Origin of the sequence: Vibrio sp. A8-1 (genome assembly GCF_013048685.1) — a bacterium.
Lineage (GTDB): Bacteria > Pseudomonadota > Gammaproteobacteria > Enterobacterales > Vibrionaceae > Vibrio > Vibrio metschnikovii.
On sequence record NZ_VHTC01000013.1, the window covers coordinates 25,047 to 48,494 of the forward strand.

General features: G+C 46.6%; 22 protein-coding genes. 11 read left to right on the forward strand and 11 right to left on the reverse strand.

Annotated features, from left to right (window positions below; translation table 11 throughout):
- Window positions 1–176: 176 nt before the first annotated feature.
- A complete protein-coding gene (locus FKN93_RS09020) occupies window positions 177–512 on the forward strand; it encodes a DUF2500 domain-containing protein (protein ID WP_154169828.1) in 336 nt (111 codons plus the stop codon).
- On the opposite strand, the gene FKN93_RS09025 is transcribed toward FKN93_RS09020, so the two are convergent.
- A complete protein-coding gene (locus FKN93_RS09025; protein ID WP_170904949.1) occupies window positions 509–1,522 on the reverse strand; it encodes an acyltransferase family protein in 1,014 nt (337 codons plus the stop codon). The genes FKN93_RS09020 and FKN93_RS09025 overlap by 4 nt on opposite strands.
- Before the next feature lie 324 nt (window positions 1,523–1,846).
- Here FKN93_RS09025 and FKN93_RS09030 point away from each other — a divergent pair, with 324 nt between their 5' ends.
- From FKN93_RS09030 to FKN93_RS09040, 3 genes are all read left to right on the forward strand, one after another.
- Window positions 1,847–2,317, forward strand: coding sequence for a Dps family protein (locus FKN93_RS09030; RefSeq protein WP_154169824.1), 471 nt, complete (start codon window positions 1,847–1,849; stop codon window positions 2,315–2,317).
- Window positions 2,318–2,619: 302 nt separating this feature from the next.
- Window positions 2,620–3,594 carry an alpha/beta fold hydrolase gene (locus FKN93_RS09035; RefSeq protein WP_170904950.1) on the forward strand — a complete coding sequence of 325 codons (975 nt, stop codon included), beginning with the start codon at window positions 2,620–2,622 and terminating at the stop codon, window positions 3,592–3,594.
- A gap of 126 nt (window positions 3,595–3,720) precedes the next feature.
- The gene (locus tag FKN93_RS09040; protein WP_170904951.1) at window positions 3,721–4,560 is read left to right on the forward strand and encodes a Cof-type HAD-IIB family hydrolase; all 840 of its coding nucleotides are present in this window, start codon (window positions 3,721–3,723) and stop codon (window positions 4,558–4,560) included.
- Window positions 4,561–4,665: 105 nt separating this feature from the next.
- Here the strand turns inward: FKN93_RS09040 and FKN93_RS09045 are convergent, their stop codons facing one another.
- Window positions 4,666–5,130, reverse strand: a complete 465-nt coding sequence (locus FKN93_RS09045) for an EVE domain-containing protein (RefSeq protein ID WP_040903590.1) — start codon at window positions 5,128–5,130, stop codon at window positions 4,666–4,668.
- Window positions 5,131–5,177: 47 nt separating this feature from the next.
- On the opposite strand from FKN93_RS09045, the gene FKN93_RS09050 reads away from it, so the two are divergent.
- Entirely contained in the window at window positions 5,178–6,722 is a 1,545-nt protein-coding gene (locus FKN93_RS09050; protein ID WP_170904952.1) for a hypothetical protein, read from the forward strand.
- Entirely contained in the window at window positions 6,716–7,321 is a 606-nt protein-coding gene (locus tag FKN93_RS09055) for a DTW domain-containing protein (RefSeq protein ID WP_170904977.1), read from the forward strand. The genes FKN93_RS09050 and FKN93_RS09055 overlap by 7 nt, the downstream gene beginning before the upstream one ends.
- Here FKN93_RS09055 and FKN93_RS09060 read toward each other — a convergent pair.
- From FKN93_RS09060 to FKN93_RS09095, 8 genes are all read right to left on the reverse strand, one after another.
- The gene (locus FKN93_RS09060; protein WP_249374170.1) at window positions 7,298–9,697 is read right to left on the reverse strand and encodes an EAL domain-containing protein; all 2,400 of its coding nucleotides are present in this window, start codon (window positions 9,695–9,697) and stop codon (window positions 7,298–7,300) included. The two genes, FKN93_RS09055 and FKN93_RS09060, sit on opposite strands and share 24 nt — an antisense overlap.
- Before the next feature lie 184 nt (window positions 9,698–9,881).
- The gene (yigB, locus tag FKN93_RS09065) at window positions 9,882–10,601 is read right to left on the reverse strand and encodes a 5-amino-6-(5-phospho-D-ribitylamino)uracil phosphatase YigB (RefSeq protein WP_170904954.1); all 720 of its coding nucleotides are present in this window, start codon (window positions 10,599–10,601) and stop codon (window positions 9,882–9,884) included.
- Between the two features lie 3 nt (window positions 10,602–10,604).
- Complete coding sequence (gene xerC, locus FKN93_RS09070) at window positions 10,605–11,534, reverse strand: tyrosine recombinase XerC (RefSeq protein WP_004393922.1); 930 nt, start codon at window positions 11,532–11,534, stop codon at window positions 10,605–10,607.
- Window positions 11,527–12,210: a DUF484 family protein gene (locus FKN93_RS09075; protein WP_170904955.1), complete on the reverse strand. Its 684-nt coding sequence runs from the start codon at window positions 12,208–12,210 to the stop codon at window positions 11,527–11,529. The genes xerC and FKN93_RS09075 overlap by 8 nt, the downstream gene beginning before the upstream one ends.
- 14 nt (window positions 12,211–12,224) lie before the next feature.
- Window positions 12,225–13,055 (reverse strand): diaminopimelate epimerase, encoded by an 831-nt coding sequence (gene dapF, locus FKN93_RS09080; protein WP_154169812.1) that lies wholly within the window; start codon window positions 13,053–13,055, stop codon window positions 12,225–12,227.
- Window positions 13,056–13,066: 11 nt separating this feature from the next.
- Window positions 13,067–14,320 carry a diaminopimelate decarboxylase gene (gene lysA, locus FKN93_RS09085; RefSeq protein WP_170904956.1) on the reverse strand — a complete coding sequence of 418 codons (1,254 nt, stop codon included), beginning with the start codon at window positions 14,318–14,320 and terminating at the stop codon, window positions 13,067–13,069.
- A 30-nt stretch (window positions 14,321–14,350) separates the two neighbouring features.
- Entirely contained in the window at window positions 14,351–14,563 is a 213-nt protein-coding gene (locus FKN93_RS09090) for a lipoprotein (protein ID WP_083797725.1), read from the reverse strand.
- A 244-nt stretch (window positions 14,564–14,807) separates the two neighbouring features.
- Entirely contained in the window at window positions 14,808–17,336 is a 2,529-nt protein-coding gene (locus FKN93_RS09095; RefSeq protein WP_158137515.1) for a class I adenylate cyclase, read from the reverse strand.
- 149 nt (window positions 17,337–17,485) lie between these two features.
- Here FKN93_RS09095 and FKN93_RS09100 point away from each other — a divergent pair, with 149 nt between their 5' ends.
- From FKN93_RS09100 to FKN93_RS09120, 5 genes are all read left to right on the forward strand, one after another.
- Entirely contained in the window at window positions 17,486–17,668 is a 183-nt protein-coding gene (locus FKN93_RS09100) for a hypothetical protein (protein WP_004393917.1), read from the forward strand.
- An 81-nt stretch (window positions 17,669–17,749) separates the two neighbouring features.
- The gene (gene hemC, locus FKN93_RS09105) at window positions 17,750–18,688 is read left to right on the forward strand and encodes a hydroxymethylbilane synthase (RefSeq protein ID WP_158137517.1); all 939 of its coding nucleotides are present in this window, start codon (window positions 17,750–17,752) and stop codon (window positions 18,686–18,688) included.
- A gap of 3 nt (window positions 18,689–18,691) precedes the next feature.
- Window positions 18,692–19,414 carry a uroporphyrinogen-III synthase gene (locus FKN93_RS09110; RefSeq protein ID WP_158144559.1) on the forward strand — a complete coding sequence of 241 codons (723 nt, stop codon included), beginning with the start codon at window positions 18,692–18,694 and terminating at the stop codon, window positions 19,412–19,414.
- Between the two features lie 20 nt (window positions 19,415–19,434).
- The gene (locus tag FKN93_RS09115) at window positions 19,435–20,643 is read left to right on the forward strand and encodes a uroporphyrinogen-III C-methyltransferase (RefSeq protein ID WP_170904957.1); all 1,209 of its coding nucleotides are present in this window, start codon (window positions 19,435–19,437) and stop codon (window positions 20,641–20,643) included.
- Window positions 20,640–21,821 carry a heme biosynthesis HemY N-terminal domain-containing protein gene (locus tag FKN93_RS09120; RefSeq protein WP_170904958.1) on the forward strand — a complete coding sequence of 394 codons (1,182 nt, stop codon included), beginning with the start codon at window positions 20,640–20,642 and terminating at the stop codon, window positions 21,819–21,821. Before FKN93_RS09115 ends, FKN93_RS09120 begins: the two co-directional genes overlap by 4 nt.
- A 102-nt stretch (window positions 21,822–21,923) precedes the next feature.
- Here FKN93_RS09120 and hemN read toward each other — a convergent pair whose 3' ends face one another.
- Complete coding sequence (hemN, locus tag FKN93_RS09125; RefSeq protein WP_161439324.1) at window positions 21,924–23,312, reverse strand: oxygen-independent coproporphyrinogen III oxidase; 1,389 nt, start codon at window positions 23,310–23,312, stop codon at window positions 21,924–21,926.
- Window positions 23,313–23,448: the final 136 nt, after the last annotated feature.

Sequence of the window (23,448 nt, forward strand, 5' to 3'; positions counted from 1 at the left end):
CGCCAAAATGTGAACTCAACCGAAAAATCTTGTTGCTTAATGCTGAGTTAATCACGCAATTTCGCTTCACTCCCCCTAAAGTCAACCACTTCGGTAAACTCAGTCTTCACTCTTTGTCTTTGGCTACTATCGAGCCCCGTTATGAGTTTAGCTCAGCGGCTTTTCCGGAGAATATAATGTCACCTTCTCTGTTACTTATCGTAACTATACTGGCCCTATTATTGATTGGCTTATGGTTATTTAGTCGTTTTTTTCGTCAACATGTTCAAGGTGAAAATGCCCCTGAACGTACCGCCTTCGTCACCGTTTTAGACAAACAAATCGTGGTCATAGATAACCCACTTCCCGAACAAGAGGAACAAGAATATTGGATTTATGTCCAAAAAGGGACATTGGGCCCGAAACGAGAATTTCAAATTGGCCCGCATTACTACCACGCTTTAAATCCAGGCGATCAAGGCATACTGACCTACCAAGGACGAAAATTTCTCCACTTTGCTTTGAAAACTTAAGGCAGTAACCAACGAGTGGCTATCGACCTTGATAAAGCATAGCTGGTGAGTAATGCCCCCGCGCCACTCAATAATACCCAAAGTGGGATGACCCATAAGGGATGGCCGTCATACCATGCGTAAGTTTTCATTGGCCATAGGAAAATCGGATGCAATAAATAAATGCCCAAACTGTGCTGGCTGATGATCACTACCCAACGCTGCACTGCACTTGGTAATCTTTCAGCTAATGAGCGACACAACACAAAGACCATGATCGCCGCAGCAACGACATTAAGCGTTTTATACGATAACCAACGCCCAACCGTATACCGCCCGTGCATGAGACTCAATTCCAGTACCGCTTGGACCGTCATATACAGTGCAAACGAACCCAGAATGACAACTAATAATAGGCTAAAAGACGATAGCCGCAGCTTTTGGTACAGCAGGTAACCTAGAGGCAAATAACCGCTATAGAGCCAAATCTCATGACTCCATGGCCCGTCAATACCAAATAAGTACAAGCCTGTTGTAATTAACCATATCGTCACCAAACTGTACCAAAAGCCATCATCGACTCGATTGACTAACCAATGTAAACAAGGAATAAGTAAATACAGCGGGATAAAATAGTAAAAGAACCCTAAATGGTAATAGGTCTCTTGATGAGGGCTATCAATCAACGTTTGTTTTACTACATTGAGGTCAAATCCGCGAATACTCCAGCCGCTTAAGTAAGCGTAAAACAGCGACCAAATCACAAAGGGAACCACCACTTTGCCTAATCTTCGCTGAAGGTAATAGCGTAACTCAAATGGCCTAGGGTCGCTCAGCATCAAGGCGCCAGAAATCATAATAAAAATCGGCACAGCCCAGCGACTAAGGCCATTAATCGTCACCGCGCTGATCCATTGTGGATCAGCAATAATCCCCATCATCGACCGATAAGGCGCTAAGACATGAATCGCAATCACTGCAATAGCAGCAACACAACGCAATAAATCAAAAAAAATCACTCGCTTAGTCATAACGTGCTCTAGAGGTGGTGAATAAGCAACAATCCCGCTCCCCCTAGAGCATAGACTGATGGACTTAGGGTTACCCAAAATAGAAAAATAACTATAACGGATGGATTTAAAAGAGAGGTAAAAATAAAGCTAATCGTCTGTCAATGGTGAGTTCATCAATCAAAGCGCAACCCAGTTCCATCGGTTTAACCTATTAAAACAATACCCACAACCCATTTTCTTAACACCTCATCGGGCGATAACATAGCTTCAACGTTTGCAAAACAGCAAAATCTTGTCATCGATTACCATCGATCGTTATAAAAATATTAATGAGGTGAGTGTATGAAAACCAATCTTATCGGCCTAGACAGTCATCAAAGCCAGCAACTCGCTGCATCCTTAAACCAGTTATTGGCTAATTACCAAGTGCTGTACATGAACACTCGTGGTTACCATTGGAATATCAAAGGCAAAGCTTTTTTTGAATTGCACAGTAAATTTGAAGAGATCTACACCGATCTACAAGCCAAAATTGATGAGTTAGCCGAACGCATCTTAACGCTTGGTGCTCAGCCCTTGCACAGTTTTAGCGCCTATTTACATGCCACGGAAATTGCAGAACACACTAACGCAACCGATGGTCAAACGACCATGCAAGGGCTGGTGAACGGCTTTGGTGCATTAATTACTCAACAGCGCGCGATCCTCGCATTTGCCGCTGAAGTTGGCGATGAAGGCACCAGCGCACAAATGGGTGACTACATTCGCGAGCAAGAAAAACTGGTCTGGATGCTTAACGCTTGGCTGCAATAAACCGAAGTCGAAGCTTAAACAGATCACGATTACTGAATCATTAAACCATCCATAAATAATCACCACCCTTTTGACCGGCGCGTATTCCCTCCCCAAAGACAAGGATGAATAAGCGCACGGTCTTTTTTATTGGCGGATCCAATCCATCAAAAAAGTGAATGGGTGCACTGCTAATATTGTCATGCCTTTATACAAACGATTTGGCGTTGCAGGTAGGCATTGCAATTCTGGTTGACTGGCTTATGCTAGCCAAGTCGGTCCTTTGCAGACGGCACCTCATCATCCATAGATTAGATAAGCTCATGCCAAACTCTTATACTCAAGAAGCCCAGTTTCAATACGCTATGCAGCACGATATCGCACCATGTTGGCAATCTCGTCAGCAAGGTTATCACCTGACGCTTGATAATAAACGGCTCTATTGGTGCTCGCTTACCGCTGCGCAGCATAATAAAGTGATTATCATTGTTAATGGCCGTATTGAGTCTGCGTGTAAGTATCAAGAACTCTTCTATGACTTATTTCACCAAGGGTATGATATTTACTCTTTTGATCATCGAGGCCAAGGACTGTCAGAGCGACTGATTGCTGACCCACAAATGGGCTATGTCGAGCAGTTTGATGATTATGTGCGTGATATGGATGAACTTATCACTAGGTTTCCACTGCAAAACTACACGCAACGCTATCTGTTGGCTCACTCAATGGGCGGCGCCATTACCACACGCTACTTAGAAAGTTATCCAAACCACCCTTTTGATGCGGTTGTACTTAGTGCCCCCATGCTGGGGATCAATATGCCTTGGCAGTTGCGGCCAATCGCCTTCACTCTGACCAAGCTGCTCAGTGCTACCTATGCGACTCCCCATTACGCTCCCGGCTATGGCGCTTATCTGCCAAAACCTTTTGCCACTAACCAACTTACCCACAGCGCTGTTCGCTACCAATGGTTTCGTGAGCTGTATGAACAACAGCCACAACTAAAATTGGGGGGACCAAGTGCACATTGGGTTTGGCAAAGCCTACTGGCGATTAAACGTTGCTTTAGAGAGATGAAAAGTATTCGTCTCCCCTTGTTATTGCTGCAAGCAGGACAAGATACGATTGTCAGTAATCACGCTCAAACTCGCTTCATGACGCAATTAGCACGCACCAACCCTCAAGCCAAGATCGAGATTATTGATGGCGCAAGGCATGAGTTACTGTTTGAAAGCGATCATTACCGCACTCCCGTGTTAGATAAAATCCTGGCTTTTTTTGCACAGCATTCCCAATAATGACCACGCATTGCCAATAGAGGAAAAGAACCCGTTCTAGGTTTACCCTCTTTTGGACAATCATTTTCACTTACACTAGTCTGCCACAGTTATGCCTTGGCATTTTAGCAGTACAACGAGGGTTTTATGACCACTGAACAAACAACACCGGTACGTATTGTCGCTTCCGATCTCGATGGCACCTTGTTAGCGCCTAACCATCAATTAAGTGAAATCACCAAGCAGACGCTGCACGCTCTTCATCAACAAGGTTTTACTTTCGTATTTGCTACCGGACGACATCATATTGATGTTGCTGGCATTCGTGAAATTGCTGGCATCCCTGCCTATATGATCACCTCAAATGGCGCTCGAGTGCATGATCAGCATGACAAAGAACTGTACAGTAAAAATGTACCTGCAGAGTTAGTCCAAGCGATCATCGATCTGGTCAAACACGATGACGATATTTATGTGCATATTTATCGCGATGACGACTGGTTACTCAATCGTGAAGATGAAGTACTGCGCCATTTCCACGAAGACTCCGGCTTTACTTATCAAGTCTTTGACGTCAATGCAGCCCCGAATCAAGGCGTCGCTAAAATCTTCTTCACTAATACCAAACAAGATCATGAGCAGCTCGTCCACTACGAAAACTTAATTAACCAACATTTCGCCGGACAGCTGAGTGTAGCTTTCTCAACCCCTTGGTGTTTAGAAGTGATGGGAGCGGAGGTATCGAAAGGCGAAGCGCTACAAGCGATTGCTCAATCTCTAGGCTTAACACTGGAACACTGTATCGCGTTTGGTGATGGCATGAACGATGTGGAAATGCTTTCAATGGCAGGTAAAGGATTAGTGATGGCAACGGCACATGAAAAAGTATTTCGCGCCTTACCCAATAACACCGTTATCGGCAGTCACGCCGACGACGCCGTCGCTCATTACCTACAGCAGCACTTACTGGGTCATAACCAACAATAGCTGTCAACAAACCACGTGAAGTCAAACAAAAGGGGATAATCACGCCTAACTCTGGTTGTGTTCATCCCCTTTATAACTCGCTCCAAAAGAAAGCAATAAACAATATCAACCCTTCACCCCTTCTTGGGCGATGATCGCTTGCCACTCTGACTCGCTGAGTGGCATCACCGATAACCGATTCCCCTTTTTCACCAAAGGCAATGCCGCCAGTTCCTGCAGTAGTTTTAGCTCTGACAGTGGGATCAAACGTTGAGTTTTACGTACAAACTCAACATCAACCATCAACCAACGCGGTGACTCTGGGCTCGATTTAGGGTCGAAATACGCGCTGTTGGCATCAAATGCAAAATGATCAACATAAGCTTCCCGTACCACTTGCGCAATGCCCGCCACACCAATATTCTGACAAGATGAATGATAAATCAGCACCTTATCACCTTCTTTGACAGCATCGCGTAGCCAATTTCTTGCCTGATAATTGCGTACCCCTTCCCAAGGCGAAACCTTTTGTGTTCGTAAAGTGTCAATAGAGAAGGTATCCGGTTCAGTTTTAAACAACCAATATGCCATAATGAAGCCCTATATTTTTGTATGTTCTGCCACGAGGAAGAGAGAACATGAAGCAGCTAACCACACTAGCCGCCCTTTTTGCGCTGCTTGCTATCCAAGCGTGTTCATCACCACCACCTGAGCAATCAGCGGTGGCGCCAAGCTCAGAGCCGATCCCTGCGACTCTCGATAACCCTGCCAGTGTAAAAATGCAAACCTTTATCCTGCGTGGCGAAGTCGTTCTCGGCCCAGATGTCAGCTCATTAACCCCTTGTGATAGCAATAACCAGTATTGGTTAGACTTATCACCGGAACTCAAACAACAAGCGAGAGCAGTGGCTCATCAACCTTATCAAGCTCTCTATGGTGAGGTCATCGGTTATCTGACGCCACCGAGTCAAACGGGATTTAATGGTGATTATACCGCACGCTTTGTCGTCCAGCAGATCAACCAACTGAGCGCAGAAAACCCTCAGCGCTGCCAGCATCCCTCACGTCCGACCCGCGCTTTTGGTACGGAACCGTTTTGGTCCATTCAATTCACGCCTCAAGGGCTAGAATTTCAGCCTTTAGGCGGCGATAAACAGCATTTTATGATTGAGAATAGCCAACTGTCGACTCAGCAACGTCATTATCAGTTTCCAGAAGGCCAGCTCAGTTTAGTGCGTGCCGTTTGCTCCGATAACATGAGTGACACGCTTTACAGTTGGCGATCAACCTTAACTTTATCCGCAACCACTTATCAAGGCTGTGCAACATTGAGCAACGTCGATACCACGCAAACTTGGGCGGGTACCTACTTTGCAAGTGCCAGTGATCAACGCGGATTTGGCGTCACGCTAGAGCTGAACGCTGATCACAGTGCCATCACACGTTATCGTTATTTGAGTGGCGAACGGGAACTGGTTGAAAAAGGTTATTGGCAACAGCTCAATCCTAAGCAAGTGCAAGTAGTCATGACCCACCATCAACAGCAATACTTATTATCAGAACGGATTTACACCCGTGATGGCTTCCAGTTGCATGCTGATAAAGAAAAAATTGGCCACCAAGTCTATCCGATTAGTGAAGGGGGCCTGACGCTCTTTCAAGCCAAAAGCGTCACTGACGAGCAAGCGACCTTTCATCGACCAACCTTAAATGACCGTCCGCAGTCTATCCCCTCTCGCGGTGATTATGATGAGCAAGTCGACCAAGCGATCAAACGCTATTTTGCTCTGCACAAGACCGACCCAAGTCATGTCCATTATCGCTGGTTGAAGTACGACTTAAATGGCAACCAAACACCAGAGTTGCTCGTTCAACTGGACTGGTGTCAGCAAGACCAATGCACCTTACTAATTTTCGAGCAAAAAGCCGGAGAGTGGCGTTTTAACAGCCGTATCAATCAGGTCACCACGCCTTTTCAACTCGGTAAGCTCGCTCATCATGGCTGGCAAGATCTGATGTTACCTCTCAGACGTGATCAGCAAACCCAGCATTATCAATTAGCCTATAATGGCATCAGCTATCCGGTCACCACTCGCGACGCTCAACCGGCGCAAACAACACAGATCAGCGGTGTCACGCTGTTTGCCGATGGATTAGCACCCAAAAGTGGAGTGAAATTATAATGGCTTGCTTAGAATGTGGTCTCGAATGGCAATGTCTTTGCTCTGCGGTTCCATCGCTCACCGGCCCATTAACCCTCTCGTTACTGATGCATGAAAATGAGTATCAACGTGAGACCAATACGGGTCGCTGGCTGGTTAAAGCCTTGCCCGATTGCGCAGACTATCTCTGGCAGCGACGCACGCCGCCCACTGCCTTGCTCGAACGCCTCAATGATCCAGGCTATTACTCGCTGTTAATTTATCCCAGTGAGCACAGTGAACCTGTCGAGCAGCATCTGCAACATGCACAAGATAACGGACAAATCCCTCACTTTATTGTCTTAGATGGCACTTGGCAGGAAGCGAAAAAAATGCTGCGCAAAAGCGCATGGTTAAACCTACCACATGCCCATTTAACGACCATGCAAACCTCTCACTACCAGCTAAGGCGTAACCAGCAAACGGGACATTTATGCACCTTAGAGGTAGCCAGTGAATTGCTCAAGCACATCCACCAACCTCAGCAAGCGCAGGCATTGACCGATTTTCTCGACACATTCATGAAAACCCTACAGGCCGACAAAAGTGGCCATCGATTACGCGAGCACTCGCTGACGTAAGCGCATAGGCTGACCTAAGTAAAAACCTTGCAGGTAATCAACGCCCATGTCTTCGCTTATCTGACAGACGGTTTGGTTATGGACAAATTCAGCCACCGTTTTGGCATTCAAAACTTGGCAAAGTTTGATCAATTGCTGAGCAATTTTACGCTGCTTAATGTCTTGATCGATATTACAAATTAAACTGCCATCTAGCTTAATGACTTGCGGCTCTAATTTAATAATCTCGTCAATATTCGAGTAACCACTGCCAAAATCGTCAACAATAATTCGCACGCCTAAACGCTTAAAGTGCTCACATACTTCAATCATCTGGCCATAATCTTTAATCTGTTCATTTTCGAGCACTTCTAACCCCACTCGCGATGGATCAGTCAGCGATTTCACCGCGGCCTCAAGACGCAGTAGCGTGCGTTCACTCATTAAATCTTGCGGAGAAAGGTTAATTGAAAACGCTTCATGGCGATCACGCATGATATCAAAGGTGCTTTTTATCATTTGCCGACTTAAGCGCGTGTAAAGATGACTGCCTTCGATGATCGGCAAAAATCGTCCCGGTAGAATAATCTCCCCGTCGTCTTCAATGCGCACCAAACACTCATAAGAAGCCAGTTGATGAGAATGAGCATGTACGATCGGCTGGCCGTACACCAACACATTATTATCCAAAACCGCCCGGCTCACACAGGATAACCAGCCCAATCGTTTTTGACGTAATTCATCTTGAGCACGTAATCGCGTCGCACTACAAAAATGCCGATTACGCTGAAAGGCATGCCGACGTGCTTCAATCGCGCGTAGCAATAAATCGTCCGCATCTTCAGCCGGAAATTCTTTACGGCTGACTAATCCCGCGCACAGCGAAACAGAAACATAATCCACTTCCGGTAAACCATAAGGTTCAAAATTGACATGCTCAAGCTGCTCAACAAATTGCGAAAACAGACGATGAATCTCTTCTTCATCGCGATCAGCGCTAAACACCGTCGCCCACTCGCCAACACCAATCGCATACAGTGAACTCAGGCCTGGCAGATGTACCGTCAGGTAATCTTGGAAATGGCCGGTTAAATCAACCAATAACTGATCACCAACTTGATAACCGTATTTTTCATTAATCTGATGGAAGTTGGTCAATTTTAGCGCGAGTAAATGTTCACCATTCACCATCTGTAATAGCCGTTCACGCAGCACCACTCGATTAGGTAAACCAGTACGTCGATCGACTCGATAGCTCGCGGTAAGCAAGGAAGCTTGATCTTGAATCTTCTGGGTCAAATCACGATTCATCTCGTCCAGATCATCTAACGCATTACGAATCAGACTGAATAACGGGGCAATTTCATCGTGTTTGGTGACATAGGCAGGGCTTAACGTAGTCTGAGCTGGCGTGCCTTCACGCAGAGCGAGATAGGTCATACTGTGATGAAGCATGCGTTGTGATTGTCCGTCATGCCACCACTCACCCGCTAAATAGCCACCATGAGTGGCCGCTTGGTTTTGTAAAGGCAGCAGTTCTTGGTTACCAGCAATAAAGTCCAAACGTGAAGTACAACTGTAAATCACGATTTGCTCGGCTTGGAATTCACGTAGTCGCTCAGCACCGATCGAGATTTGTTCCAAGGTTATCGATGGATGATCAAAACAAAACCGCACCTCATCCCCTACCGCTAATGGCGCATTAAAAAGTAAGCTCCCATCTTGTTCGGCAAGCGGCATGTATACGTCTTGTAAAGTGGCCTCACCTTTCATTAGCGGGAAATGGCTCAATCTCTCCAGCGGTACCGATTGACCATTGCCCAAGTAACGATCATACAATTGACGAATCGGTATATCATCGATACGTTGTACCATGCAGCCATTGGCAGCCGTGACCCGAAAGGTTCGCCCAACCGGATTCCACTCCGTATAAGCCCCAGTTTGAACGTGTAAGCTCTCGCTATGCAAGGCGACACTCACCATCGCTTGATGATATAACTGTCGCCCGAGCAAAACCCATTGCCCTTGTTTCGTTTCGGTGGCTAACCCCCCTGCGACGATAATCCCCGGAGCAAAGGTATTCAAGGCATGAAAACGCGCCTTATCATCAATGTGAGTTTGACTGACAAAACACACCATTAGCTGAGAGTCGGGCTGTAACATCAAGCCATCAACTAACGCTTGGGTGTCTTTTCTTCCAGAGTGGGAAAGCGCTTGCGCGGAGCAGGTAAGTTGAGTATTAGCAAAGTGACTGAAGATCAATAACGTACCGTCGTGGTACAACTGACCATCATGAATCATCGGTTCAGCGCTCAAACCAATCACCTTGGCCTCAGGATATAGGGTCAATAATCTATCAACCCATGCTTGAACTTTCTCTATCGATTCACTGGACATTAATTGGATCAGTAATTGACCCGCCTTGGCCAAGGCGTGATGAATAGGTAATTCAGGAACCTCAGATTGTGCCGGAAAAAATAACGATGTTGTGAACATACTCTCACTAACTCAGACTGCGAATACAACTTGTATCATTTGTGCAACTACGTTAATGATTAACCATATAGATCACAATGTTTATTCAAGAAATCAATTGATTAAGTTGCTCTAGTCGATGAATTTCAACATCAGGCAAAACCGTTGTACGTGAGTTTTCACGCAAAGTGAGACCTTGATCGTTATACCAACACGATTGGAAACCATTTTGCTTCGCCCCTTGCACGTCGGTGACCAAGTGATCGCCAACATGCAAAATCATTCTGGCCGGAAGCGCTAACCTGTGACTAGCTTTCTCAAAAAGATCCGCATAAGGTTTAGCTCGCCCATCGGGACCAGCCTTCAGTACGCTCTGAAAGTAGCCACTTAACCCAATTTGCTCAACATCAACATTACCATTGGTGATCGCAATCAACGGCAGCTTTTCCGCTAGAGAACTCAATACCTGATGTGTCATTGGTGGTACATCAACCAAATTACGTAAGCGTAAGACTTCATGGATCGTTTCTTCTGCGACTTGTTGCGCCAAAGATGCAGAGTAGCCTAACTGCAACAATCCTTGTCTTACCTGCTCAAAACGCCACTGGGTAACATCGTGGCGCAACCAAGGATCTTGCACTGCAATCTGCCGCTTGAGGCTTACCCACCATGCGTTAGGTTGGCTAGCGGTCAATGGATGCTGCTGATGCAACCATTGCGTCACCTGCTGTTCTAAACGCTCAATCACTGGATGGTTATCGTACAAGGTGTCATCCAAATCAAAGCTCATCGCTCGAATCGGTCCTAACTGACGGTAAAACAGCATCAACTACTCCTTGGTTTTCTTTTTGGCTCGTGGATGAGCTTGGTCATACACCTCAGCAAGATGTTGAAAATCAAGGTGAGTATAAATTTGCGTAGTTGAAATGTTCTCATGGCCTAGTAATTCTTGTACGGCACGCAAATTATTACTCGATTCCAACACATGAGTGGCAAACGAATGACGCAGTTTATGAGGACTGATATGACTGGCCACCGACTGCTTGTGCCCCCACTCTGCCATGCGTTTTTGTACGCTGCGATGCGAGATTCGACCACCGAGCTTAGAAATAAATAACGCCACTTCCTCGCCTTTCAATAGCGAATCACGCACCTTCAACCATTTACCCACCCACTCTTTGGCTTGCCCTGAAAACGGTACTTTCCGTTCTTTATCGCCTTTACCAATCACTCGAATCTCGCCGCGGCTAAAGCTGAGATCTTTAAGATTAATCGCCACCAGCTCTGCCAAACGCAAACCAGCGCCATACATTAACTCCATCATCGCTCGATCACGAATCGACAGGGGGTCATTGTCGGTCACCTCAAGCAACTGGGCCATCTCATCAACATCCAGGTTTTTCGGCAGTGGCCGCTGTTTTCGTGGCGCAGAAACTCCTTTGGCAGGATTGGCGCTCAACTCACCCCGTAAAATTAAAAAATCAAAGAAGCTACGTAAAGAAGATAAACGCGTCGCTAAGCTGCTGGCTTTCATTCCATCGCGCATCCCTTTACTGGCTAGCTGACGAACCCAAGCCGCATCGACGTGTTGCCATTCACTCACACCGAGATGATGAAGATGACCAGCCATAGCCTGTAGCTGCTGCTGATAATTACGCTGAGTATGTAAACTCAAACCTTTCTCACTGCGCAAATACTCATAAAAGCGCAATAGCGGCTGAGCTAACCCGCTCGGTAATACCGACGTTTCTTCACTCATTGCGATCACATTGCCAAGGTAACACGGTGATCAAGTGGCTCAGCAACAGCGCCAAATGACGTAAAAAAAGCGTATCCATGCAAGGTTGAAAATGGCCACCATCGGGGCTGGAAAAGGCCAGAATCCCTTGTGCGGCATTCTGACCAAGAGGCAATACGACATAAGAGCCCATTTCGGGTGCCGCACACTGATCGCCAAATAATAACCCGCGATCGGCTTGCCGTAATCGACCTAAATAGGCTTGTTTGCCATTAAAATGATTGGTTGAGAAACGCTGCAACGACTCTTGGTTGATGCGGTATTCCGCCAGCGTTGTATCAACTAAGCGCAGATAGGCCATTAGTCCAAGTCGCTGCGCGGTCGCTTCAATCGCTCGACATACGGCAGGTAAACTCGAACACTTTAATAACTGTTCTTGTAAATCCATAAATTCATGGAAAGTGCGATCATTATTGGCGGCAAGAGACATTAAAGCGGTGATCTCTTCTTCCAACTCTTCAATCCGCTGCCGTTGACGGGCCATTTGAACATGAACCAGAGAAACGGCCCCTGCCTGTGGATGTGGCAGGGACAAGCGTTCCACCAATTGAGACCGGTGCTGGAAAAAATCGGGATGATCGGTTAAATATTCGGCCACGACCTCTGCGGTCAGAGCCTCTACCTGTGGTTGCAACAAAACACATCCTTACTTTAGCAAGAGAGTTGACCATCAAACACGTGAGTTGCCGGTCCTGTCATATACAAAGGCTGTCCTGGGCCTTGCCAACTGATCTCCAAACGACCACCGGGCAAATTAACCGTAACGGTATCATCCAACAAATCTTGTAAGATGCCGACCGCAACGGCGGCACAAGCACCGCTACCGCACGCCTGAGTTTCACCAGCACCACGTTCGTAAACCCGCAGATTAATTTGCTGACGATTGACAACCTGCATAAAGCCAGCATTAACACGCTCAGGGAAACGTTCATGCGACTCCAATAAAGGACCGATTCGTTCAACTTCAGCGCTAGCGATATCCTCTACCACGGTCACCACATGAGGATTACCCATACTGACGGCGCCACAAAATAGCGTCTGTTCATCGACGCGCATAATGTACGTTTTTTCCGCTTGCTTAGCGCGAAACGGAATTTTACTCGGTTCGAATTCAGGAATGCCCATGTTCACGCACACCTGATCGTCCTCTTCAATGCTCAGAATGATTTTGCCTTTTTTGGTGCTGACACTCAGGCTGTACTTATTAGTTAAGCCTTTCATGCGCACAAAGCGCGCAAAGCAGCGTGCGCCATTGCCACACTGCTCCACTTCACTGCCATCAGCATTAAAAATCCGATAGTGAAAATCGGTTTCTGGATCATACGGCGCTTCAACCACCAAGAGCTGATCAAAACCGACCCCAGTATGGCGATTGGCTAAACGACGAATCAGCTCCGGAGAAAAGAACACGTTTTGGGTAATACAATCAACGACCATAAAATCATTGCCCAAACCGTGCATTTTAGAAAAATGGAAATGCATAAATGATCACTTTACTCCGGCAAAATAGTTTCTAACGCCCAAAGACTCGCTAGCGCTTCACGTTGACGAACAAGATGAATCTTATCGTCATCCACCATCACTTCTGCCGCTCGGGTCCGAGTATTGTAGTTGGATGACATCACAAAACCATACGCGCCCGCAGAACGAACTGCCAACAAATCGCCTTGCTCTAGCACCAACGCGCGATCTTTACCTAAGAAGTCGCCCGTTTCACACACCGGGCCAACCAAGTCATAAGTCACGGCTTCACCGGCACGCGGCGCGACCGGCACAATATCCTGCCAAGCTTGATACAACGCTGGACGCATCAAATCGTTCATTGCCGCATCAATAATCGCAAAGTTTTTATGCTCAGTGTGTTTTAAGAACTCAACTCGCGTTAATAACACCCCAGCATTGGCAGCAATGGCACGACCAGGTTCAAAAATCAGCTCTAAATGTGGATGATTGTGCAAGCGAGCCAACAGGGCTTTCGCGTAATCTCCCGGCTGAGGTGGACGCTCATCACGATAGACCACACCCAGACCACCACCGACATCCAGATGCGCGATGGAGATCCCTTCGGCGTGCAATTGGTCAATCAGCGCCAGTAGACGATCGGTAGCATCAATGAATGGCTCGAGCGCCGTCAACTGAGATCCGATATGGCAATCAATACCGCGCACATTGATGTGCTCCAGACTGTGGGCCAGACGATACACTTCTGGCGCACGTTCAAAGGCAATGCCAAATTTATTATCGCGCAGGCCTGTCGAAATATAGGGATGAGTATGCGCATCGACATCTGGATTGATCCGCAACGAGACCGGCGCTGTCACGCCAAGCTCACCCGCCACTTGATTTAATAACAGTAGCTCAGGTTCCGACTCAACATTAAAGCACTTAATCTGCAATGTCAGTGCACGTTTCATCTCAGCCGCCGTTTTTCCTACTCCAGAAAAAACCACTTTACTTGGGTTACCTCCCGCAGCCAGTACACGCTCTAATTCGCCACCAGAGACAATGTCAAACCCTGATCCCAAACGAGCTAACGTATTTAACACGCCTAAATTGGAATTGGCTTTCACCGCATAGCAGACTAAATGTGGGTGTGCGCCAACGGATTGATCAAAGGCATGCCAATGGCGCTCAAGCGTGGCTCTTGAATAAACGTATAACGGGGTGCCGAATTGCTCAGCTAACTGCGCGAGAGAGACGTTTTCTGCCCAAAGCTGACCATCTTCCTGATAATTAAAGTAATCCAAAATAATGTCCCTTAATCTAATGTCTTGAATTTACTGATTCTGTTCACTCGGTTGAGCACGATCAGGCGGATATAGCGGACCCGTTTGTCCACACCCTGCTAACGCAAGAGCAGATAGCAAAAATAGGGCTGTTATGGTTTTTTTCATTGTGCATATCGTAATTATTGACTCAATGCTCTCTATAATCGCACCACAATCAGGAAAAGCAATAGCATAGACAGGATGAACGACGCTGAATTTTATCCACGGGTTGGCAGTTAATTCGAATACATCAGACAAATAAGGGGGGAATCATCATCGAATATTTCGCGCAACGCAGCCAAGCTGTCGGCTGGCTGGTGGCATATCAAAACATCATACCTCACCAAAATGAGGTGGTTCGATAGCCGTCGAGAATCAATCACAGGCTGCGATAAACTCAAACGATGTAAAATGGCAGAGAGGAAACAGCCTAAATCAGGCATCACGCGACTAGGGTCTGTTGACCTTAGGCATTGATCACTTTTGAAGGACGAGAATAAACCGAGGAGTCATTACGATAAGGCACCACATAGCTCTCTCCTTCCTCAGGATGAATAATTTGGTAATACTGGGGCAGATTAAAGTTAATTAATTTAGCAGCAATCTGATTATCATCTTTTACTGACGTATAGAAGCTGTTAACACTGGTGATCATCTCATCTTTTTCACCGCTACACTGATGATACACCTCAATCCGATTCGCTTCGTCGAGCACGTAAATGTTAAAGCCCTGCTCAGTATCCTCAAAAAAGAACTGCACTAAACCTTCACTGGCAAAGCCATCAACCACATCCGGCAGTTGATAATCTTGCTCGCGATCCAACATCAGTAATGGGGAGCCTTTGAGTTTATTACTCGAAATGCTGCGATAAAAATCGACGGAATTTTCTAAGCGTTGTACCGAGACCCCTCGTCGCTCAAAAAACAGGCCATACATCTGTTTACCAATCCGCATCGCTTTAAACCGACGCCGCTTCTCTTGCTCAACAGGCTTCAAACGCAAATCAATACACTCTGCAAGCAATTGATAAATCAAATTACGCATCACGCCACGCAAATGTTTGCTGTAGCAAAAGACATCCACCGACTCAGGAGGAATCGCATCTTGGTGCATCTTACCTAATACCGTTTTCAGCGCATCCAATATCGCAGTTTCGCCTTTAAAGTGCAGGGTACGCACTTCTTGCCAAGAATTGCGATACACCAGATCAACACTGCCGACTAAGCATTGCTGCTGCTCAGAAAAACTAAAAATATCCAAACGCTTAACGTCAACCTTAAGCGATTTGCCCGTGAGTTGGGTGGTTGGATCATTTTCAAAATTAATGAACATCGCCAGTTGGCTGATTTCGCAAGGGCTAGCGAGCGCGGCCATCGTCGGGCGACGTTTATGTAACGAGAAGGTATTTCTTAGATCACTGACCATTTGATAAAACTTATCGAGGTCGAGATGCGCATCACGCACAATAGAATGTAAATGCGTCGATTCGGTGATTAAGCCATTAAAGAAGGCCCACGCGACAAGTTTACTTAAATATTCGTGATGATCTAAACAGCGCTGACCAATCATGCGCTCTGCCCGTGGCGGCTGCTTATACAAATACCACCCTGGAGGGTTGCTTCGTCCCGGACGAACTTCAATAAAAGTCAGATCCGGTTCATGCAAATCTGGGGAGATTTGTGGATTAAGCAGCGTCACTTTGCCGGGCAGCACTTCAAACGCGGCATACAATTTACGCGCGAGAATAGAAATGTCTTGAGGGCTGATCGCCGAAGTGATGTCATGCCGACGCGCAAATTGAATCAAGTTACGATAACTGAGCATTAACGCATCCAATAAAGCATGATGAACAGTTTTTACTTGCTCTACTTTCCAATGACGGCGGTTATCTAGCTGCTCAATTGTTGCTGCATCCCACTGCCAATCTTGAACCATTTCAGTTAAGGCTTCACGCCGCCACGCAACTGACCCCGCGCTTGGATCTCGCGATAATTTCTCATGGGTTTTAAGATAAAAACAGCGGCGAACTAAATCAAGTCGTGAATAGTCACCAATTCGCTCTAAGTAGCGAGTGACTTTTTTCAGCATCAAATAGTACGCGTCCATCCCATAGAGATCGGGCTCATGGGCAAAAAAGCGTCGTTTAGTATCAATGCTGAGTAATTGAGTATGGGGATATTCCCAAGAGTAAGCTTCTAATAAGGTCGCTTTTAAGACCGATTTATAAGGCGAGTCAATACTTTTATACAATTGCCATAAATTGGCACCAAAATACTCTTCGGCAGGAATTCGATTTAGGCGTCCAAAATCAATCCATTCACTGCAATCAATGTAGTGATTAGCACACAATACATTGACGTATTCATCGTAGCACTCTTCCATTTCAGGCGGTACGATTTGCCACAATAAGCGCTTACCGGCCAAGCGAACCGCAGAACGATAGAACTCATCCAACAACAAAAGGTGTTGAGAAGAACCGCAGTTCTCACCGGTCATTTGATCCGATTGATTATGACGAAAACGCTGTTCATCCATAATAAAGAAATTGGCTTCGACACCTTGGCTTTTTGCCCAATCGGTGATCAGCAAACATTTGTTGCTTAAGCGTTCACGCTGTTCGCAGCTCATACTGGCCGCCACACATACCCAAATGTCTAAATCACTTGAGGTACTTTGGCCAATCGATGACGTGCTTCCCATCGTGTATAAACCTAAAATACTCGGCTGACTAGGAACCGGCAGCGTTTCTCCTAAAGCCAATTGCGTATCATCGATTAATTGTTGCTGAATCGGATCTAGGCTAAAACACTCAATACCGTGTGGCACTTGCTGTTCAAAATAGCCGGGGATCAAAGGATGGTTGTAGTGCAGCAAAGCGGGGATCAGATGAAAAACACGCTGACCTTGTAAATCCATAAGCGCCAGCGCACGCTCAGTGCGTTGCCGGTTAAGATTATCTAATCGCTGAATTAAGGTTTTTGTGTAAGCCTGCAAGGTTGGTTCCTTGGTTGAAACATTAACGCCCGCTTTGGATATGTTTTGTACGACAGACTAAACAAAACGTGATCAATTTAACACTTTAAATCCGCTGGGTAAAGTCATCTGCACTCTCTATCATACTAAAGTCGTAATTGATTGAGCAAATGACGACTCTAAAACACAAACGCGGCAGTACTGCTCATTTACTGTCTATTTTACTCGATATCGCCACAAACACCACTCAACTTGCTGGCTTACTTCGTCAAGCGAAGAGCGGTTTAGGAGGATACCAACGAGAAGCTCATCACACTATTTTCACTAAAAATCATCAATTTAGTCACAAATGAGCTTCATCGCTATCTAGTATTAAAACTTTCCTGCGCACAATGTTAGGATGTCAGTATTGTTGACTGTTTATCGGGATTATCATGACTTCCACGCCTCCAATTCGTATTGCCACTCGGCAAAGCCCGCTCGCTTTATGGCAAGCACATTTTGTAAAAGATGCCTTACAAGCTGCTCATCCACACTTAGCGGTAGAGCTGGTGACTATGGTTACTCGTGGTGATGTGCTATTGGATACGCCTCTCGCCAAAGTCGGTGGGAAAGGGCTATTCGTTAAAGAATTGGAAGTCGCGATGCTGGAAGGACGCGCCGATTTAGCCGTCCATTCGATGAAAGATGTGCCGGTAGATTTTCCAGACGGATTAGGATTAGTCACGATTTGCGAACGTGAAGATCCCCGTGATGCTTTTGTCTCTAATACCTACCACTCCCTTGAAGCGCTGCCTCATGGTGCCATTGTCGGTACTTGCAGTCTTCGCCGCCAATGCCAAATTAAAGAAGCGCGCCCTGATATTATCATTAAAGAATTACGCGGCAATGTAGGAACGCGCCTAGCAAAATTGGATGCTGGGGAGTTTGATGCCATTGTCCTTGCCGCGGCAGGATTAAAACGCTTAAAACTGGAACAGCGCATCGCCAGCTTTATATCTCCAGAACAATCGCTCCCAGCGGTTGGTCAAGGTGCTGTCGGTATTGAGTGTCGCTTAGATGACCAACGTCTCCTCACCTTACTCGAACCCTTAAATCATGCCGATACTTATGATCGCGTGATCTGCGAACGAGCAATGAACCTGACCTTACAAGGTGGCTGCCAAGTGCCTATCGGTAGTTACACCGAATTAGACGGTGAGCAGATCTGGTTACGTGCTTTGGTTGGCGAGCCAGATGGCTCACGGATCATCCGTGGTGAGATTCGAGGCCCACGCCAACAAGCCGAACGCCTAGGCGTTGAATTAGCCCAGCAACTGCTTGACCAAGGTGCGCGTGATATCCTCAATAAACTCTACGCTGATCACGAGTAAACCATGGCGATCTTGGTCACTCGCCCAGAGCCACAAGGCGAAGCACTGTGCCAATTACTCCAGCAACATGGACATCACGCACTGCATCATCCATTAATCCGTATCGACGCTGGAATGGACTTAGCCTTACTCCGCTCAGAACTCTCCAGCTATGAGGTGATTGTTGTCGCCAGCCAACATGCGGTTAGTTGGGTTGAACACACGCTCCAAGCGGAGCGACTCTCGTGGCCAACCAGTGCGATTTATGTTGCCATTGGTCAAAAAACCGCACAGGTTTTAAGCAAAGCCAGCCAACAACTCGTACACTACCCCGAGATCAGTGATAGTGAACATCTTTTGGCGTTGCCAGCGCTACAATCGGTAGCCGGAAAACGAGTGGTCATCTGGCGTGGTAATGGCGGGCGAGAGTTAATTTACCAAACACTGCACCAACGAGGAGCCAACGTTGACTACCGTGAAATGTATCAGCGACGCCCCTTGCCTTTTGACGGTGAAACGGCGTTAGCACGTTGGCAAGCAGCCAACGTCGATACCTTAATCATTACCAGCGGTGAGCAGCTGGCGTTTTTTTGTTCACAACTGCCTCGCAAAGCTCAAGCTTGGACGAGGGCATTACGCTTATTGATCCCCAGTCAACGTATCGCTGAACAAGCACGAGAATTGGGGTTTCAGCATACAGTGATAACAGGAAGTGCGGCAAACCGCGATTTAGTGGCGGCTGTTTAGCCTTAACCCAGGATTTAGCCATGACAGATAATAACCACCCCTCTCCACAAAAACCGCAGCAAACTTCACCTCAATCCGGCGATCCGGTCGATAAGAGTGACCAAGCAAAAACCAAACAAACCGAGCGTAAGGCAGACTCAACAAGCCATGAAAATTCGCCGAAAACCGTCAATCCGCCAACGACCACCTCCGTCAGTAGTCCAGTAAGCGGTGGCAGTAAACTCGCCAGCATTGCGATTGTGTTAACGGTGTTGTTTAGTGGCGGCCTCACTTTACATATGCAGCAGCAGCGTGCCGACCATCAAGCGCAAATAGGCGCGCTACGAGCAGAACTCAATCAAGCTCGCAGCACCATCAATACTCAGCTTGGCGAAGCGAAAGAACAAGCGATTACCGCTACTCGTGATATAGCGACTCAAGCTGAACTGTTGCTTAATCAGCAAAAACAGAGCGTCGATAGCTTGCATCTCGCACTCGCCGAGATTCAAGGTCGACGCCCCAATGACTGGCTATTGGCAGAAGCGGATTACTTAGTCAAACTCGCGGGACGCAAACTGTATTTAGAGCGTGATATCGAGACTGCGACTCAGTTAGTCCAAGAAGCTGATTTACGTGTTGCGGAGCTCAATGATCCAAGTTTAACTTCACTGCGTCGCGCACTACGCCATGATATCGCTCAGTTACAAGCAATGCCGCTCATCGATAGAGATGGCTTAGTGCTGCGTCTGATGAGTCTGCAGCAGCGTATCGACCAACTACCGCTCGCCAATGCACTATTGCCAGAGGAAACTCAGCCTACCCAACCGACCGTTTCAGAGGATATTGCTGATTGGAAAACCAATCTACGCACCTCTTTGCAAGCCTTTGCCGATAACTTTATTACCTTTCGCGTAAGAGATGGACAAGCGATACCGCTGTTATCACCACAGCAACATCTTTATCTTCGTGAGAACCTTAAAGCTAAATTAGATACCGCCATCCAAGCGATCTACAGCGAGCAACAAGAGATTTACACGCTCTCCCTCAATATGGCCCTAGAATGGTCAAACGATTATTTCAATCGATACGATCAGCAGGTCAAAGCCTTTACTCATAGCCTTGAGCAACTGGCTGAACAACACATTCAGCTTGATACGCCTCAGCTCACCGCTCAACAGCCACTCGCTGATGTGATTCGTGAACGGTTACGTCGCTCTGTGGCACCAATAATGACGGAGGGACAGCAATGATTCGTTTACTGTTTTTACTGGTTGTCCTCGGCCTAGGCTTATTTGTGGGTAGCCAATACGCTGGCCAACAAGGCTATGTTTTGATCTCCATCGCTAATACCAGTATCGAAATGAGCGTCACCACGCTGATCATTTTGATGGTCGCTTTACTGGCGGGGCTATTTTTTCTTGAATATCTGATAAAAAAAATCCTTCGTGCCAGCAGCAGCACATGGAACTGGTTTACGATTCGTAAACAACGCCGCTCCCGCCGTTACACCGATGAAGGTATGATTAAACTACTTGAAGGGGATTGGAAACAGGCCGAGAAAAAAGTCACTCGCTGGGCGAATCATCATGATATGCCGCTACTCTGTTATTTGGCCGCGGCAGAAGCGGCTCATGAACAAGGCGATCAGCGTAAACGAGACGACTATTTGACGTTAGCCGCTAAACAACCGAATGCCACCCTAGCGGTTGAATTGACTCGCGCCAAACAGTTATTGAGCGACCAAGCATGGCAGGCAGCGGTTGATATTCTGACTCCGTTAGCACAGGCTTACCCTGATAATATTTTGGTTTTAAAGCGCTTAAAACAAGCTTATCTCGCCTTAGAGCAATGGCAACCTCTCCTGGCCTTAATTCCAAAATTGACTAAAGCTCAATTACTTACCCCATCACAGGCCGATGCCCTGACCTTACAAGCTCAACAAGCAATGCTCAGCGTTGTGGCAACTCAAGGTGGTAGCGAAGGATTACTGACCTATTGGCAATCGCTACCCAAAATCCTTAAAAACGAAACCCGTTTAATGGTTGAAATGATTGAGCAGTTATTACAGCGTCAAGCCGACCCAGCGGCGTTTAAATTACTCAAAGAATGGCTAAATAAGCAGCCTACGACTGAGTTATATCGCTTTCTGCCTAAGTTAACGCTAAAAGATAAACAGCCACTTATCGCCTTACTGCAAGACAAGCTACGTCGCGATAAAAATAATGCCGAAGCCCACAGCGCGCTAGGCCAAATTCTGCTCCACCAGAAACAGTGGGCACAAGCGCAACAGCACCTTGAACAGGCTTTATCACTTCGAGTGAATATTGAAGATTACGCCTGTTTAGCTCAAGCATTAGAGCAGCAAGATCGCCCACAAGCGGCGCACGATGTCAGTCGTAAAGCCTTATCCTTACTGACCACCGCTTAATAGAAAAAGCGGTCCCTCTGTACGATGGACCGCTTTTTATACTCTTCTGATGCTCTTCCCAATCGTCGTGAGCGATTACGATATCAGGTATGATACGTGAGATTAGATAACCCGAGAAAACTGCTGCTGACGGGCGCGCTGACGTAAATACTTGTCAAAACACATGCAAATATTGCGGATCAGCAATCTGCCACGTAAGGTGACGCGGATAAAACGCGAGTCCACTTCAACCAATTGATCATCAATGAAGGTTTGTAATAACGCGAGGTCTTGCTGGAAATAGTCATTAAAACGCAGCTTAAAATCCTGTTCTATTGCCTGTTTATCTAATTGGAAATTACAAATAAGTTGTTTAATGACTTCACGGCGTAGCAGATCATCACTGTCTAATGACACCCCTTTCCATAGCGCGTGACGCATCTCATCCACTTGCTGATAATAGCGTTTCAGATCTTTTTGATTTTGGGCATACACATCGCCGACCATTGAAATGGCAGAAACACCAAATCCCAGTAAATCACAATCGCCCTGCGTGGTGTAACCTTGGAAGTTACGATGTAAAACACCGTTACGCTGCGCCACGGCTAACTCGTCATCGGGTAACGCAAAATGGTCCATGCCAATAAACTGATACCCCGCTCCCGTTAAAGTGCTAATGGTATCTTGCAAGATGGCCATTTTTTCCTCTATCGAGGGCAGAAAGTCAGATTTAATTTTACGCTGTGCGGCAAACAACTCAGGCATATGCGCATAGTTAAACACTGACAAACGCCCCGGACGCATCTCAATCACTTGTTGTAAAGTGGCGTGGAAACTGGCGACCGTCTGCTTGGGTAAACCATAAATTAAATCTAGATTGGTCGAACGAAATCCAAGCTGCTTGGCGCGCGCTACTAAATCAACAATAAACTGTTCATCTTGTTCACGATTAACGTACTGCTGAACTTGTTTATCAAAATCCTGCACTCCGATACTGATGCGATTAAAACCTTCACTCCGCAAATGATCGAGTACCGAGAGTTCAATCTCACGTGGATCAACTTCAATGCTGATCTCCGCATCGGGCTGAAAGTTAAACTCAGCCCGTAATAACGTCATTAAACGACTCATTTGAGCGTTGGTTAAAAACGTCGGTGTACCACCACCAAAATGCAATTGAGTCACAGGACGCGAAAGCAGCAATGGTGCGCGTTGACGAATTTCGTGTTCCAGCACATCTAAATACTCATCCGCTTTATGCGAGTGGCGAGTGATGATTTTGTTGCAGCCACAGTAGTAGCAAAGCTTGTGACAAAAAGGAATATGGATATACAGGGATACCGGTCGCTGTGGATAACGCGCACAAGCCATATCAAATTCGGCAATCGTGAACGCTTCGTGAAATTCCACCGCGGTTGGATAGGAAGTGTAACGCGGCCCCGAGTAGTTGTACTTGTCTAAAATGGTTTGATCCCAAACAATCTGCTGACTGGGTACGACTGGCGACAACATAGTGACTCTTCCGTTATTGAACGTGGACTGATTATTTTGCCACACCAGAGACATAGCGTCGGGCAGCAAAAGAAGATTTACCGATAAAATAGTCTAAATTGCTAGCCGGATCACTTCTTATTACCCGTTAAACAAG

Bases quoted from the DNA above. Each gene is read 5' to 3' on its own strand.
- hemN (WP_161439324.1), bottom strand. From the start codon at position 23,312: ATGTTGTCGCCAGTCGTACCCAGTCAGCAGATTGTTTGGGATCAAACC.
- FKN93_RS09060 (WP_249374170.1), bottom strand. From the start codon at position 9,697: ATGTCCAGTGAATCGATAGAGAAAGTTCAAGCATGGGTTGATAGATTA.
- FKN93_RS09035 (WP_170904950.1), top strand. From the start codon at position 2,620: ATGCCAAACTCTTATACTCAAGAAGCCCAGTTTCAATACGCTATGCAG.
- FKN93_RS09115 (WP_170904957.1), top strand. From the start codon at position 19,435: ATGACAGATAATAACCACCCCTCTCCACAAAAACCGCAGCAAACTTCA.
- FKN93_RS09050 (WP_170904952.1), top strand. From the start codon at position 5,178: ATGAAGCAGCTAACCACACTAGCCGCCCTTTTTGCGCTGCTTGCTATC.
- FKN93_RS09030 (WP_154169824.1), top strand. From the start codon at position 1,847: ATGAAAACCAATCTTATCGGCCTAGACAGTCATCAAAGCCAGCAACTC.
- FKN93_RS09120 (WP_170904958.1), top strand. From the start codon at position 20,640: ATGATTCGTTTACTGTTTTTACTGGTTGTCCTCGGCCTAGGCTTATTT.
- xerC (WP_004393922.1), bottom strand. From the start codon at position 11,534: ATGAGTGAAGAAACGTCGGTATTACCGAGCGGGTTAGCTCAGCCGCTA.
- FKN93_RS09040 (WP_170904951.1), top strand. From the start codon at position 3,721: ATGACCACTGAACAAACAACACCGGTACGTATTGTCGCTTCCGATCTC.
- FKN93_RS09100 (WP_004393917.1), top strand. From the start codon at position 17,486: ATGACGACTCTAAAACACAAACGCGGCAGTACTGCTCATTTACTGTCT.
- FKN93_RS09025 (WP_170904949.1), bottom strand. From the start codon at position 1,522: ATGACTAAGCGAGTGATTTTTTTTGATTTATTGCGTTGTGTTGCTGCT.
- yigB (WP_170904954.1), bottom strand. From the start codon at position 10,601: ATGCTGTTTTACCGTCAGTTAGGACCGATTCGAGCGATGAGCTTTGAT.
- FKN93_RS09110 (WP_158144559.1), top strand. From the start codon at position 18,692: ATGGCGATCTTGGTCACTCGCCCAGAGCCACAAGGCGAAGCACTGTGC.
- FKN93_RS09045 (WP_040903590.1), bottom strand. From the start codon at position 5,130: ATGGCATATTGGTTGTTTAAAACTGAACCGGATACCTTCTCTATTGAC.
- dapF (WP_154169812.1), bottom strand. From the start codon at position 13,055: ATGCATTTCCATTTTTCTAAAATGCACGGTTTGGGCAATGATTTTATG.
- hemC (WP_158137517.1), top strand. From the start codon at position 17,750: ATGACTTCCACGCCTCCAATTCGTATTGCCACTCGGCAAAGCCCGCTC.
- FKN93_RS09020 (WP_154169828.1), top strand. From the start codon at position 177: ATGTCACCTTCTCTGTTACTTATCGTAACTATACTGGCCCTATTATTG.